This window comes from Leifsonia sp. NPDC014704 (assembly GCF_043083605.1).
In the GTDB taxonomy this organism is placed as follows: Bacteria; Actinomycetota; Actinomycetes; order Actinomycetales; family Microbacteriaceae; genus Leifsonia.
Genome location: NZ_JBIBYW010000002.1, coordinates 1,377,551 through 1,392,177 on the forward strand (window position 1 = coordinate 1,377,551; position 14,627 = coordinate 1,392,177).

The 14,627-nt window shown below is 66.9% G+C and carries 8 protein-coding genes; all 8 read left to right on the plus strand.

The features are described from left to right. The first annotated feature begins 45 nt into the window (after positions 1 to 45). Positions 46 to 1,125 (plus strand): SDR family oxidoreductase, encoded by a 1,080-nt coding sequence (locus tag ACF1AJ_RS18170; protein ID WP_391508624.1) that lies wholly within the window; start codon positions 46 to 48, stop codon positions 1,123 to 1,125. Between the two features lie 439 nt (positions 1,126 to 1,564). After that, positions 1,565 to 5,062 (plus strand): DNA-directed RNA polymerase subunit beta, encoded by a 3,498-nt coding sequence (rpoB, locus tag ACF1AJ_RS18175; protein ID WP_309853509.1) that lies wholly within the window; start codon positions 1,565 to 1,567, stop codon positions 5,060 to 5,062. 47 nt (positions 5,063 to 5,109) lie between these two features. Beyond that, a complete protein-coding gene (gene rpoC / locus ACF1AJ_RS18180; protein ID WP_309853507.1) occupies positions 5,110 to 8,985 on the plus strand; it encodes a DNA-directed RNA polymerase subunit beta' in 3,876 nt (1,291 codons plus the stop codon). Between the two features lie 82 nt (positions 8,986 to 9,067). Beyond that, entirely contained in the window at positions 9,068 to 9,292 is a 225-nt protein-coding gene (locus tag ACF1AJ_RS18185; RefSeq protein ID WP_309853504.1) for a hypothetical protein, read from the plus strand. Between the two features lie 243 nt (positions 9,293 to 9,535). After that, complete coding sequence (locus ACF1AJ_RS18190; RefSeq protein WP_391508625.1) at positions 9,536 to 11,200, plus strand: GspE/PulE family protein; 1,665 nt, start codon at positions 9,536 to 9,538, stop codon at positions 11,198 to 11,200. An 8-nt stretch (positions 11,201 to 11,208) separates the two neighbouring features. Further along, a complete protein-coding gene (locus tag ACF1AJ_RS18195) occupies positions 11,209 to 12,750 on the plus strand; it encodes a type IV pilus twitching motility protein PilT (protein ID WP_391508626.1) in 1,542 nt (513 codons plus the stop codon). Next, the gene (locus tag ACF1AJ_RS18200; protein ID WP_391508627.1) at positions 12,751 to 13,977 is read left to right on the plus strand and encodes a type II secretion system F family protein; all 1,227 of its coding nucleotides are present in this window, start codon (positions 12,751 to 12,753) and stop codon (positions 13,975 to 13,977) included. Positions 13,978 to 14,152: 175 nt separating this feature from the next. Beyond that, on the plus strand, positions 14,153 to 14,605 hold the full coding sequence (locus ACF1AJ_RS18205) for a type II secretion system protein (RefSeq protein ID WP_391508628.1): 453 nt from the start codon (positions 14,153 to 14,155) through the stop codon (positions 14,603 to 14,605). Positions 14,606 to 14,627: the final 22 nt, after the last annotated feature.

Sequence of the window (14,627 nt, forward strand, 5' to 3'; positions counted from 1 at the left end):
CCGGCGCCGCTTCCCAACGGCGGCGCCCGGGGGAAGGATGGGGGAGTGAGCGACCCGAACGCGGCCACCCCGCCCTCCACTCCGCCCGCCGACCTGGTGCTCGTCACCGGCGGCTCCGGGTTCCTCGGCGCGCACTGCATCCTCGCGCTGCTCGACGCCGGCTACCGGGTGCGCACCACGGTCCGCACCCCGGCGCGTGCCGCGGACGTCCGGCAGCAGCTCGCGGCGGGAGGCGTCGACGACCCGGGCGACCGGCTCGAGTTCGCGATCGCCGACCTGACCTCGGACAACGGATGGGCCGATGCCGTCACCGGCTGCCGGTTCGTCCTGCACGTGGCCTCGCCATTCCCGTCCTCCCAGCCCAAGAATGCGGACGACCTGATCGTCCCCGCGCGCGACGGCGCCCTGCGCGTGCTGCGCGCCGCCCGGGACGGCGGCGTCGAGCGCGTCGTGCTCACCTCGTCCTTCGCGGCGATCGGTTACGGGCATCCGCCGACCGACCGGCCCTTCACCGAGGAGGACTGGACCGACCTCGACAGCGGCCGCCGACTGAGCCCGTACGTTCAGTCGAAGACCATCGCCGAGCGGGCTGCGTGGGCGTTCGTCGCGGCGGAGGGCGGAGGGCTCGAGCTCGCGACCGTGAATCCGGTCGGCATCCTCGGGCCGGTGCTCGGCCCGGACATCTCCACTTCGGTGGAGCTCGTCCGCCTGCTGAAGGAGGGACGCCTCCCTCGCCTCCCCGACGTCCACTTCGGGATCGTGGATGTGCGCGACGTCGCCGCGTTGCACCTCCTCGCCATGACACGGCCGGAGGCCGCCGGGCAGCGTTTCCTCGCCATCGCCGGCGAAGTCATGTCGGCGCAGGAGGTCGCGCTCCTGATCCGCGGCCACCTCGGCGAGGCGGCAGGGCGCCGGGTCAGCACCAAGCTGATGCCCGAGTGGATGCTGCGGGCGGCCGCCCCCTTCAGCCGGCGCGTCCGCGACTCGCTTCCCGACATCGGGACGGCGCGCCGCGCCACCGCGCAGAAGGCGATCGACGTGCTCGGCTGGGCTCCCCGCTCGCGCGAGGAGGCCGTGATCGCCACCGTGGACACCCTCCCGACCTACCGCTCCCACCGCACCTGACCCGCGGAGACGCGCCGTCAGCGTAGGTACGAATCGTTCGAATCTCCGACGCACCGCGGTGCGGATGGAGTTCGGGCTGGATCGCGTCCGAATCTCCGACGGCGTGCGCCCCGGCGCTCCGGCTCGAAATGTGCCTCTGACCGGCCGAACCTTCGACAGGGAGCGCGGGGAATAGCGCAGCGGCCGTCGCGTTATACATCAGGACGTGTCTCCGGTCAAGAAAAGACTGGACACGGCGCGTCCGATTGACATATAGTTGTTCTTTGCGCTCCCAGTCAAACTTCTGCCTTCATATTGCGGTCGGCTCTGACTTTCTCCGCGTGTGCCTGGGCCCGTTCTTTCGGGTCAGATACGGCAGCGCGACGTGACTGGGAGTTCTCGTCCTGATAGATACACGACCGACAGTAACTGGCCCGACGGGGCCCCGGAGGTTATTTCCTTGGCTGCTGCGCGCAACGCAACCAACACCGACAAGACACCCAAGAACGGACGAGCCGCATCCCGACTCTCCTTCGCCAAGATCACGGACACCCTGACCGTTCCCGATCTGCTCGCACTGCAGACCGAGAGCTTCGACTGGCTGGTCGGCAACGACGCGTGGAAGGCTCGCGTCGCAGAAGCCGAGGCCCAGGGCCGTCAGGATCTTCCCGCCAACACGGGCCTCGAGGAGATCTTCGAGGAGATCTCTCCCATCGAGGACCTCGGCGAGACCATGCAGCTCTCGTTCACGAACCCGTTCCTCGAGGAGAAGAAGTACTCCATCGACGAGTGCAAGGAGAAGGGCAAGACCTACGCGGCCCCTCTCTACGTCGAGGCCGAGTTCATGAACCACCTCACCGGTGAGATCAAGACCCAGACGGTCTTCATGGGCGACTTCCCGCTGATGACCGAGAAGGGCACCTTCATCATCAACGGCACCGAGCGTGTCGTCGTCTCGCAGCTCGTCCGCTCCCCGGGCGTGTACTTCGAGGCCACCGCCGACAAGACGTCCGACAAGGACATCTTCTCGGCACGCGTGATCCCGAGCCGCGGTGCGTGGCTCGAGTTCGAGATCGACAAGCGCGACCAGGTCGGTGTCCGCATCGACCGCAAGCGCAAGCAGTCGGTCACGGTGTTCCTGAAGGCCCTCGGCCTCACCAGCGAGGAGATCCTCTCCGAGTTCGCCGGGTACCAGTCCATCGAGCTGACCCTCGAGAAGGACGCCATCCTCACCAAGGAGGAGGCGCTTAAGGACATCTACCGCAAGCTGCGTCCGGGCGAGCAGGTCGCCGCCGAGGCCGCGCGTGCGCTGCTCGACAACTTCTACTTCAACCCGAAGCGCTACGACCTCGCGAAGGTCGGCCGTTACAAGATCAACCGCAAGCTCGGCCTCGAGGCCCCGCTGTCGGAGTCGGTGCTGACCGTCCAGGACATCATCGCCACGATCAAGTACCTGGTCGCCCTGCACGACGGCCAGACCACGATCAAGGGTCTCCGCAACGGCGTCGAGACGGACATCCGCCTCGACATCGACGACATCGACCACTTCGGCAACCGTCGTATCCGCGCCGTCGGCGAGCTCATCCAGAACCAGGTCCGCACCGGTCTCTCCCGCATGGAGCGCGTCGTCCGCGAGCGCATGACCACGCAGGACATCGAGGCGATCACGCCGCAGACCCTGATCAACGTGCGACCCGTCGTCGCGGCGATCAAGGAGTTCTTCGGAACGTCGCAGCTGTCGCAGTTCATGGACCAGAACAACCCGCTCGCGGGTCTGACCCACAAGCGTCGCCTCTCCGCGCTCGGCCCCGGTGGTCTGAGCCGTGAGCGTGCCGGCGTCGAGGTCCGTGACGTCCACCCGTCGCACTACGGCCGCATGTGCCCGATCGAGACGCCGGAAGGCCCGAACATCGGTCTGATCGGCTCGCTCGCGTCGTTCGCGCGGATCAACTCCTTCGGCTTCATCGAGACGCCGTACCGCAAGGTCGTCGACGGCCGGGTCACCGACCAGATCGACTACCTCACGGCCTCCGAGGAGGACGACTTCGTCGTCGCGCAGGCGAACGCCCCGCTCGACGCGAACGGCCACTTCGTGGAGGAGCGCGTCCTCGCCCGTCAGAAGGGCGGCGAGGTCGACCTGATCCCCGCCGAGGAGATCGGCTACATGGACGTCTCGCCGCGCCAGATGGTGTCGGTCGGTACGTCGCTGATCCCCTTCCTCGAGCACGACGACGCCAACCGAGCCCTCATGGGTGCGAACATGCAGCGCCAGGCGGTGCCGCTGCTCCGCTCGGAGAGCCCGGTCGTCGGAACCGGTATGGAGGGCTACGCGGCCATCGACGCGGGTGACGTGATCACCGCCGAGAAGTCCGGTGTCGTCACCGAGGTCTCGGCCGACGCGGTCACCGTCCAGGCGGACGACGGCACGTACCAGACCTACTACCTGCGCAAGTTCGACCGCTCGAACCAGGGCACGTCCTACAACCACCGCGTGATCGTGGACGAGGGCGACCGCATCGAGCAGGGCGAGGTCGTCGCCGACGGTCCCGCGACCGAGAACGGCGAGCTCGCGCTCGGCAAGAACCTGCTCGTCGCGTTCATGCCGTGGGAGGGTCACAACTTCGAGGATGCGATCATCCTCAGCCAGAACCTGGTGAAGGACGACACCCTCTCCTCGATCCACATCGAGGAGTACGAGGTCGACGCCCGCGACACCAAGCTCGGCAAGGAGGAGATCACCCGCGACCTCCCGAACGTCAGCCCGGACCTCCTGGCAGACCTCGACGAGCGCGGCATCATCCGCATCGGCGCCGAGGTGCGCCCCGGCGACATCCTCGTCGGCAAGGTCACGCCGAAGGGCGAGACCGAGCTGTCGGCCGAGGAGCGCCTGCTCCGCGCGATCTTCAACGAGAAGAGCCGCGAGGTGCGCGACACCTCCCTCAAGGTCCCGCACGGCGAGGAGGGCACCGTCATCGGTGTCAAGGTCTTCGACTCGCAGGACGGCGACGACGAGCTCGGCTCCGGCGTGAACCAGCGCGTGGTGGTCTACATCGCTCAGAAGCGCAAGATCACCGCGGGTGACAAGCTCGCCGGCCGTCACGGCAACAAGGGCGTCATCTCCAAGATCCTCCCGGTCGAGGACATGCCGTTCCTCGCCGACGGGACGCCGGTCGACGTCATCCTCAACCCGCTGGGTGTCCCCGGTCGAATGAACTTCGGTCAGGTCCTGGAGATCCACCTCGGGTGGATCGCCAAGAACGGCTGGGAGATCAAGGGCAAGCCGAAGTGGGCCGCTGAGCTCCCCGAGGCCGCCTTCTCGGCCGAGCCGAACACGAAGGTCGCGACCCCGGTGTTCGACGGTGCGAAGGAGGAGGAGATCGCAGGTCTGCTCGACTCGACCCTCCCGACCCGCGACGGCGACCGCCTGATCGGTTCCTCCGGTAAGACGCAGCTGTTCGACGGCCGCTCCGGCGAGCCGTACCCGGACCCTGTGTCGGTCGGCTACATGTACATCCTGAAGCTGCACCACCTGGTCGACGACAAGATCCACGCCCGTTCGACCGGCCCGTACTCGATGATCACCCAGCAGCCGCTCGGTGGTAAGGCGCAGTTCGGTGGTCAGCGCTTCGGTGAGATGGAGGTGTGGGCCCTCGAGGCCTACGGTGCCGCGTACGCGCTGCAGGAGCTCCTGACCATCAAGTCGGATGACATCCTCGGCCGCGTGAAGGTGTACGAGGCCATCGTCAAGGGTGAGAACATCCAGGAGCCGGGCATCCCGGAGTCCTTCAAGGTGCTCATCAAGGAGATGCAGTCCCTCTGCCTGAACGTGGAGGTCCTGTCGGCCGACGGCCAGGCGGTCAGCCTGCGCGACTCGGACGACGAGGCCTTCCGCGCCGCGGAGGAGCTCGGCATCAACATCTCCTCCCGCTTCGAGTCGTCGTCGATCGACGAGATCTAAGCGGCAGCCAGACCTACTGACGAATCTTCCATAGGAGAGAAGGAACATTGCTCGACGCAACAACTTTTGACGAGCTGCGTATCGGCCTGGCCACCGCTGACGACATCCGTCGTTGGAGCTACGGCGAGGTCAAGAAGCCGGAGACCATCAACTACCGGACCCTGAAGCCGGAGAAGGATGGACTCTTCGGTGAGCAGATCTTCGGACCGTCCCGCGACTGGGAGTGCTCGTGCGGCAAGTACAAGCGCGTCCGCTTCAAGGGCATCGTCTGTGAGCGCTGCGGCGTGGAGGTCACCAAGTCCTCCGTCCGTCGTGAGCGCATGGGCCACATCGAGCTCGCCGCCCCGGTGACGCACATCTGGTACTTCAAGGGTGTGCCCAGCCGTCTCGGCTACCTGCTCGACATGGCGCCGAAGGACCTCGAGAAGGTCATCTACTTCGCTGCGTACATGGTCATCGAGGTGGATGAGGACGGCCGTCACGCCGACCTCCCCGGCCTCGAGAACGAGCTGCGCCTCGAGATCAAGACGCTGTCCGACCAGCGCGACGCCCGCGTCGCCGAGCGTCTGCAGCGCCTCGAGACCGACCTCGCCGCGCTCGAGGAGGAAGGCGCGAAGGCCGACCAGAAGCGTCGTGTCAAGGACACGGCGGAGAAGGAGATGGGCCAGATCCGCAAGTCCTTCGACGAGGACATCGCCCGCCTGGAGCGCGTGTGGGAGTCGTTCCGCACCCTCAAGGTCGGCGACCTCAAGCCGGAGGACGCGGACTTCAACGAGCTCGTCGACCGCTACGGCCTGTACTTCGAGGCCTACATGGGCGCCGAGGCGATCAAGCGTCGCCTGCAGGCGTTCGACCTGAACGCCGAGGCCGAGCTGCTCCGCGAGCAGATCGCCAACGGCAAGGGTCAGAAGAAGATCCGCGCGATCAAGCGACTGCGCGTGGTCTCGTCGTTCCTGGCGACCGGCAACTCGCCGGCCGCGATGGTCCTCGACGTCGTCCCGGTGATCCCGCCGGAGCTGCGCCCGATGGTCCAGCTCGACGGTGGCCGTTTCGCCACCAGCGACCTGAACGACCTGTACCGCCGCGTGATCAACCGCAACAACCGCCTGCGTCGTCTGCTCGACCTCGGTGCTCCCGAGATCATCGTGAACAACGAGAAGCGCATGCTGCAGGAGGCCGTCGACGCACTGTTCGACAACGGCCGCCGCGGTCGTCCCGTCACGGGTACCGGCAACCGCGCCCTCAAGTCCCTCAGCGACATGCTGAAGGGAAAGCAGGGTCGCTTCCGCCAGAACCTGCTCGGAAAGCGCGTGGACTACTCGGGCCGTTCGGTCATCATCGTGGGTCCGCAGCTCAAGCTGCACCAGTGCGGTCTGCCCAAGCAGATGGCGCTGGAGCTGTTCAAGCCGTTCGTCATCAAGCGCCTGATCGACCTGAGCCACGCTCAGAACATCAAGGCCGCGAAGCGGATGGTGGAGCGTTCGCGCCCGCAGGTGTGGGACGTGCTCGAGGAGATCATCCGCGAGCGCCCCGTGCTGCTGAACCGTGCACCCACCCTGCACCGTCTGGGCATCCAGGCGTTCGAGCCGCAGCTCGTCGAGGGCAAGGCCATCCAGCTCCACCCGCTCGTCTGCGCCGCGTTCAACGCGGACTTCGACGGCGACCAGATGGCGGTTCACCTGCCGCTGTCGGTGGAGGCTCAGGCCGAGGCCCGCATCCTGATGCTTGCCTCGAACAACATCCTGAAGCCGTCGGACGGCCGCCCGGTCACCCTGCCCTCGCAGGACATGATCATCGGTCTGCACCACCTCACCACCGTCCGCGAGGGCGCTGTGGGCGAGGGTCGCGCGTTCTCCTCGGTCTCCGAGGCGATCCTCGCGAAGGACCAGGGCACGCTGCACCTCAACGCCAAGGTGAAGATCCGTCTGGACAACTACGTTCCGTCCGACGCGGCCGACACCGGGGCCACCCCGATCACCGCCATCGTGGAGACCACCCTCGGTCGCGCTCTCTTCAACGAGACGCTGCCGGCGGACTACCCCTACGTGGAGGAGGTTGCCGACAAGGGCACGATCTCGTCGATCGTGAACGCCCTCGCGGAGCGGTACCCGAAGGTGGAGGTCGCCGCGGCGCTCGACCGGATCAAGGACGCCGGCTTCTACTGGGGCACCCGCTCGGGCGTCACGGTGTCGCTGAGCGACATCCTGACCCCGCCGAACAAGGCGCAGATCGTGGCCGGCTACGAGAAGAAGGCCGCCAAGATCACCTCCGAGTTCGAGAAGGGTCTGACGACCGACCTCGAGCGTCGCCAGGAGCTGGTGAAGATCTGGACCGAGGCGACCAACGAGGTGGCCGAGGCCATGCGCGCCAACTTCCCGGCGGACAACACCATCAACCGCATGGTGACGTCCGGTGCCCGTGGTAACTGGCTGCAGGTCCGCAACATCGCCGGTATGCGTGGTCTGGTGAACAACCCGAAGGGTGAGATCATCCCTCGTCCGATCATCTCCTCGTACCGCGAGGGACTGTCGGTGGCGGAGTACTTCATCGCGACGCACGGTGCCCGTAAGGGTCTGGCCGACACGGCTCTCCGTACGGCGGACTCGGGCTACCTGACCCGTCGTCTGGTGGACGTCTCGCAGGATGTCATCATCCGCGAGGACGACTGCGGCACGACCAAGGGTCTCGACCTGCCGATCGCAACGGTCGGCGCGGACGGCGCCCTCACCCGTGACCCGAACGTCGAGAACTCGGTGTTCGCCCGTACGCTGGCCGCTGACGCGGTCGGCACGGACGGCACCGTGGTCGCGAAGGCGGGCGACGACGTGGGCGACGTGCTCATCGACAAGCTGGTCGCCGCCGGCGTCACCGACATCAAGGTCCGCTCCGTGCTGACCTGTGAGTCGGCGGTCGGCGTCTGCGCCGCCTGCTACGGCCGTTCGCTCGCGACCGGCAAGCTGGTGGACATCGGCGAGGCGGTCGGCATCATCGCCGCCCAGTCGATCGGCGAGCCCGGAACGCAGCTCACCATGCGTACGTTCCACACGGGTGGTTCGGCGTCCGCGGACGACATCACCCAGGGTCTGCCGCGCGTCCAGGAGCTGTTCGAGGCTCGTACCCCGAAGGGTGCGTCCCCGATCGCCGAGGCCGCCGGTCGCATCGTCATCGAGGAGACGGACAAGTCCCGTAAGGTCATCCTGACCCCGGACAGCGGCGACGAGCCGCACGTCTACCCGGTGCTGAAGCGTTCGACCCTCCTGGTGGAGGACGGGCAGCACGTCGAGCTCGGCCAGCAGCTGATCGTCGGCACCGTCGACCCGAAGGAGGTCCTCCGGGTCAAGGGCGTCCGCGAGGTGCAGAAGCACCTGGTGGGCGGCGTGCAGGGCGTCTACCGCTCGCAGGGTGTGCCGATCCACGACAAGCACATCGAGGTCATCGTCCGCCAGATGCTCCGCAAGGTCACCGTCGTCGACCACGGCGACACCGACCTGCTGCCGGGTGAGCTCGTCGACCGTTCGCGGTACAACGAGATCAACCGCGCTGCGCTGCAGGAGGGCAAGAAGACGGCGTCCGCCCGTCAGGAGGTCATGGGTATCACCAAGGCCTCGCTGGCGACCGAGTCGTGGCTGTCGGCCGCGTCCTTCCAGGAGACCACCCGCGTCCTGACGCAGGCGGCCATGGAGGGCAAGTCCGACCCGCTGATCGGTCTCAAGGAGAACGTCATCATCGGTAAGCTCATCCCGGCCGGAACGGGTCTGTCGCGCTACCGGAACGTCTCTGTGGAGGCGACCGAGGAGGCCAAGGCGGAGCGGTACCCCAACCGCATCTTCGCCGACGACTCCGCGTTCAGCGAGAGCGACCTGAGCTTCGTCGACTTCGACAGCTTCAGCTCGGACGACTACACCCCCGGAACCTACAACTAAGGTCCCGTACGACGAGGCCCCCGGCGCACTGCGCCGGGGGCCTTCGTCGTTCCTGCCCCGTTCGACCTGGGAGAATGGGACCATGTGGCGTCAGCTCTTGCAGTACACGGACACCGTCGGGCGGGCCATGCTCGGCTTCGGAGCCGTGCTGCTGGTCGTCGCCGTGGTGAGCTTCGTCGTGGGCATCGCGCAGGCCGTCTCGGGCCACGCCGCTGCGACCCTCCCGTACTGGCTGACGACGATGGGATGCGCGGTCGTCGCCGGCGTCCTCGTGTACCTGGCGAGCCGCCGCGGGAAGCTCGGCTGAGGGCCACTTCACCGGCATTATCGTGCGTCGGCGCTCTGGCGTGCGGCGACGGCCTCCGGAGACGATGGATGCACGCCCCACGAGCGGGTGCCCCCCACCGGTGTGGCACCCTCACGCGGGTCTGTTGTCCTGTTCGCCCTGCTGAATAGGGTGACTACGCCCATCCGACCAGGGAGTTCTCGCCCCTGACCGGTGGGTCTGCCGTTCCCCGACCCGCGTCGGCAGCGCCCGAAGGAGGTCCCCGTGGCGTCCATGACCGAGATCCTCATCCTCCACGGCCACCTGCCGATCGAATACCTTGACCGCGTAGCGACCGAGCCGACGGCCGATGAGGCCGTCGTTCGTGAGCTCATGGCGCGCGGCGCCATCTCCTCCTCCCAGCTGGCGCGTGCGCGCGCCGCTCAGGCCGGTCTTCAGTTCGTCGAACTCGCGGACTATCCCGTCGATCGCGCGGCCGTCGCTCTCATCCCGGGCGCGATCTGCCGCCGCCATACGGTCCTCCCCATCGGGACGGCCGACGGGATGATCGTGGTCGCTATGGCTGACCCCGGCAACGTCTTCGCCATCGACGACGTGCGCGCTGCGTCACGGCTGAACGTCGCGGCTGCCGTCGCAGAGGAAACGGACCTGCGCGCAGCGATCGACCGCTACATCCGGGCGGACGACGAGCTGAGCGACCTGACCTCCACCCTCGAGGAGGAGACCGCGCCGTCGGAGGACACGGCGGTCTCCGAGTCGTCGGACGACGACGCACCGATCGTCCGCTTCGTGAACCTGCTGGTGAGCCAGGCGATCCAGGACCACGCTTCCGACATCCACATCGAGCCGGCCGAGCACGATGTCCGGGTCCGCTACCGCATCGACGGTGTGCTCCATGCCATGCAGTCGGCGCCGAAGAGCATCCAGAACGGCGTCATCTCGCGCCTCAAGATCATGTCGGACATCGACATCGCCGAGCGCCGCAAGCCGCAGGATGGCCGCATGTCGGTAGTGCACGGCGGCCGCCAGATCGATCTCCGTGTCGCCACGTTGCCGACGGTGTGGGGTGAAAAGGTCGTCATGCGAATCCTGGACAACACCAACACCGGCATGACGCTGGGGGACTTGAACCTGCTGGAGCGCAACTTCGAGACGTACCGGGAGTCGTACTCGAAGCCGTACGGAATGATCCTCGTCACCGGCCCGACCGGTTCCGGCAAGTCGACCACCCTCTACACGACGCTCAATGCGGTCGCGCGCCCGGAGATCAACGTCATCACCGTCGAGGACCCGGTCGAGTACCGCATGCCGGGCATCAACCAGGTGCAGGTGAACCCGAAGGCGGGCCTCACCTTCGCCAGCGCGCTGCGCAGCATACTGCGCTCCGACCCGGATGTCGTGCTGCTGGGCGAGATCCGCGACCACGAGACCGCGCAGATCGCGATCGAGGCGTCCCTCACCGGCCACCTCGTGCTGTCGACCCTGCACACCAACGACGCTCCCAGCGCCGTGACGCGACTGACCGAGATGGACATCGAGCCGTTCCTCGTCGGCTCCGCACTCGATTGCGTGGTCGCCCAGCGCCTCGCCCGCCGCCTGTGCGACCGGTGCAAGCAGCCGGGTGCGTACGTACCAGACGACCTGCGGCGGATGCGGTTCCCCGTATCCGCGGATGGCTCGCCGCCGACGATGTTCGTGCCGGTGGGCTGCCCGGCCTGCTCGAACACGGGCTACCGCGGCCGGATCGCCGTGCACGAGGTCATGGCCGTCACGGAGGAGATCGAGCGCCTCGCCGTCGAACGCGCCTCCAGCGCGGAGATCGGCCGCGCCGCCCGCGACCAGGGGATGCTGACCCTGCGCGAGGACGGCTGGGAGAAGGTCAAGCTCGGCCTCACATCCATCGAAGAGATCCTGCGAGTGGTCGCCTAGGAGGGCACATGACGAACGACGACAGCTGGGGCGGCTTCCCGCCGCCGACGGCCAAGCCGGTCTACGAGATCCCGGTGACCCCGCCTGGCGCGACCGCCGCAGGCTGGACGCCCGGCCCGGGTACGCCGCTGAGCCCGCCGCCCATCTGGTCCCCGGCGGCAGCTGAGCCGCCGGAACCAGCCGCGCCACCGGCCCCTGCTGCGCCCGCTGCGCCTGCTGCGCCTGCTGTGCCGGTATGGGATCTTGCCGATCACGCCCCGGTGACGCGACTCGTTCCCGGAGGGCGACGCGCCGCACAGCAGGCGGCAGCAGTGAGCACCGAGGCGGACCGCCGCGAGACGCGGACCTTCGATGAGGACACCTCCACCCTGACACCGGCCGAGCGTGAGGCTCTGGAGAAGGCCGACCCGGAGCTTGTCGCCGCGCTTCGCGAGGTGGTGCTCCAACGCGCTTCCGACCTCCACGTCACTGTCGGCGCACCACCGATGGTCCGGATCGACGGTGCCTTGACCCCTGCAGGGCCGGCCGCCCCTTGGGGCACAGAGCGCACGATGAGCGCGTTGATGAGCCTGCTGACAGAGCGGCAGAACGAGATGTTCAAGCGCGAACTCGAACTCGACTTCGCCTTCACCATCTCCGCCAATTCGCGTTTCCGTGTCAACCTCTATCAGCAGCGCGGGTCGGTCGGAGCCGCCTTCCGTCTCATCCCGACCGAGATCAAGCAGCTGCGCGAGCTCGGTGTCCCGGAGCAGATCGGCCGCTTCGCCTCTCTGCCGCGCGGGCTCGTCCTGGTGACGGGCCCGACGGGCTCGGGGAAGTCGACGACGCTCGCGGCGCTGATCGACCTCGTCAACTCCACCCGCGCCGACCACATCGTGACGGTCGAGGACCCGATCGAGTTCATGCACACCCACAAGAAGTCGATCGTCAACCAGCGCGAGGTCGGCCACGACACGCACAGCTTCAACAACGCCCTGAAGCATGTGCTGCGGCAGGACCCCGACGTGATCCTCATCGGCGAGTTGCGCGATCTGGAGACGATCTCGGTCGCGTTGACGGCCGCCGAGACCGGCCACCTCGTCTTCGCCACCCTGCACACTCAGGACGCCCCGCAGACCATCGACCGAGTCATCGACGTCTTCCCGCCCCACCAGCAGGGCCAGGTGCGCGCCCAGCTCGCCGGGACGCTCCAGGGCGTCGTCTGCCAGACGCTCGTCAAACGCGCCTCCGGCCGGGGACGCGTGGTCGCCACGGAGGTGCTCATGATGACGCCGGCGATCGCCAACCTCATCCGCGAGGGCAAGACCTACCAGATCGCCTCCGCCATGCAGGCAGGTGCGGGCGACGGCATGCACACGATGGACCAGCACCTGGCCGACCTTGTCGACAGCGGCCTCATCACCCGCACGTCCGCCCTGGAGAAGGCGCACGACCTCGAGAGCATCGGCCGGCTCATCCAGCGCGCCGACTCGTCGACCGACGCGTCGGCGCAGGCCTTCGCGGCGAGCGAGCCGGACTTCGGGGACAACTTCACCGGGATGGTGAGATAAGTGGCATCGACGACGACATTCGCGTATCGCGGTCGCACTGCCGACGGCAAGATCGTCAAGGGGAAGCTCGAGGCCTCCGGACAAGGTTCGGTGGCGGTCCGGCTCAAGACGATGGGGCTGTCGCCCGTTTCGATCGAGGAGGCGAAGGAGGGCACCGGGCTCGATCGCGAGATCAATCTGGGGTTCGGAAGCGGCGTCAAACTCAAGGACCTCGCGATCATGTCCCGTCAGATGGCGACGATGATCGGCTCAGGGCTCTCGATCCTGCGCACTCTCAACATCATCGCCGAGCAGACGGAGAACAAGAAGCTCGCTGCGATCATGGCCACGGTGCGCGACGAAGTGGAATCCGGCGTGGCGATCTCCGAAGCGCTGCGGAAAGCCACCGACGCCTTTCCTCCGCTCATGATCAACATGGTGCGTGCGGGCGAGACGGGAGGGTTCCTGGACAGCTCGCTCGAGTCCATCGCCACCAACTTCGAGAAGGAGGTCAAGCTCCGCGGGACGATCAAGTCCGCACTGACCTACCCGGTGATCGTGCTCTGTCTGTCGATCGTCGCCGTGATCGCGATGCTGCTGTTCATCGTGCCCGTCTTCGAGAACATGTTCACAGGACTCGGCGGTCAGCTCCCTCTGCCCACGAAGATCCTCGTGGAGCTCTCTCATGCCATGGTCTGGATCGCTCCGGCGCTCCTCGTGATCGGCGTCGTCGGCGGCATCTGGTGGAGCAGGAACAAGAACAGCGAGGCGGTCCGAAGGCGCGTGGACCCGCTCAAACTCAAGCTGCCCGTGTTCGGACCGCTGATGAAGAAGATCGCTGTGGCCCGCTTCAGCCGGAACTTCGCGAACATGATCAGTGCGGGCGTCCCCATCCTTCAGGCTCTCAAGATCGTCGGGGAGACGTCGGGCAACTGGGTGATCGAGGACGCTCTCGTCAAGGTGGCCGATTCGGTGCGGCAAGGCGAGTCGATCGCAGGCCCCCTCGCGGCGCAACCGGTCTTCCCCAGCATGGTCACCCAGATGATCGCGGTCGGCGAGGACTCCGGCTCGCTCGAGACCATGCTGACGAAGATCGCGGACTTCTACGACCAGGAGGTCGAGTCCGCGACCGAACAGCTCACGGCGATGATCGAGCCGCTCATGATCGCCTTCCTCGGGGTGGTCATCGGGGGGATGGTCGTCGCCCTCTACATGCCCATCTTCCAGATCTCCAGCCTCGTGAAATGACGACGACGGCGACCGTGGCACTCAAATGGGGAACCCCATAACTGGGGTGCACTATCACATGTATTGCCCCCGTTTGCGGGATTCTGCTCGGAATTTCGTCAGAAATACCATCAAGCAGCCGGACGGGACTCGCTCGATCGGCGCCCCGCAATCTCCCGACCGATTGGACACTGCAATGTACTTCCGACTCATGGGCAAGCTGAACGCTCGCCGCAAGGGCCTGCTCGAAGAGGACGAGAAGGGATTCACCCTGATCGAGCTCCTCGTCGTCGTGATCATCATCGGCATCCTCGCCGCCATCGCGATCCCGGTGTACCTCGGCATCCAGAACAACGCCAAGGAGAGCGCCACACAGTCCGACGTGACGAACGCGAAGACGGCGGTCGTGGCCTACCAGACGGACAAGGGCGCGCTGCCCACCGCCGGCGACATCACGACCATGGACTCCAAGTACGGGCTGTCCAAGAGCAGCGACACCACCGCACTCGTCCTGAAGGTCTCGACGGACCTCAAGTCGTGGTGTGTCCAGGGCACGAGCAGCACCGGCGCCAACTTCGCAGCGACGGACACCAAGGGCGTAGCGAAGGGCACCTGCACGGACACCGGCGGGTTCACCGCGGCTCCGTAACGCAGTCATCGCCGAGGCGGGG

Bases quoted from the DNA above. Each gene is read 5' to 3' on its own strand.
- ACF1AJ_RS18185 (WP_309853504.1), top strand. From the start codon at position 9,068: ATGTGGCGTCAGCTCTTGCAGTACACGGACACCGTCGGGCGGGCCATG.
- ACF1AJ_RS18195 (WP_391508626.1), top strand. From the start codon at position 11,209: ATGACGAACGACGACAGCTGGGGCGGCTTCCCGCCGCCGACGGCCAAG.
- ACF1AJ_RS18205 (WP_391508628.1), top strand. From the start codon at position 14,153: ATGTACTTCCGACTCATGGGCAAGCTGAACGCTCGCCGCAAGGGCCTG.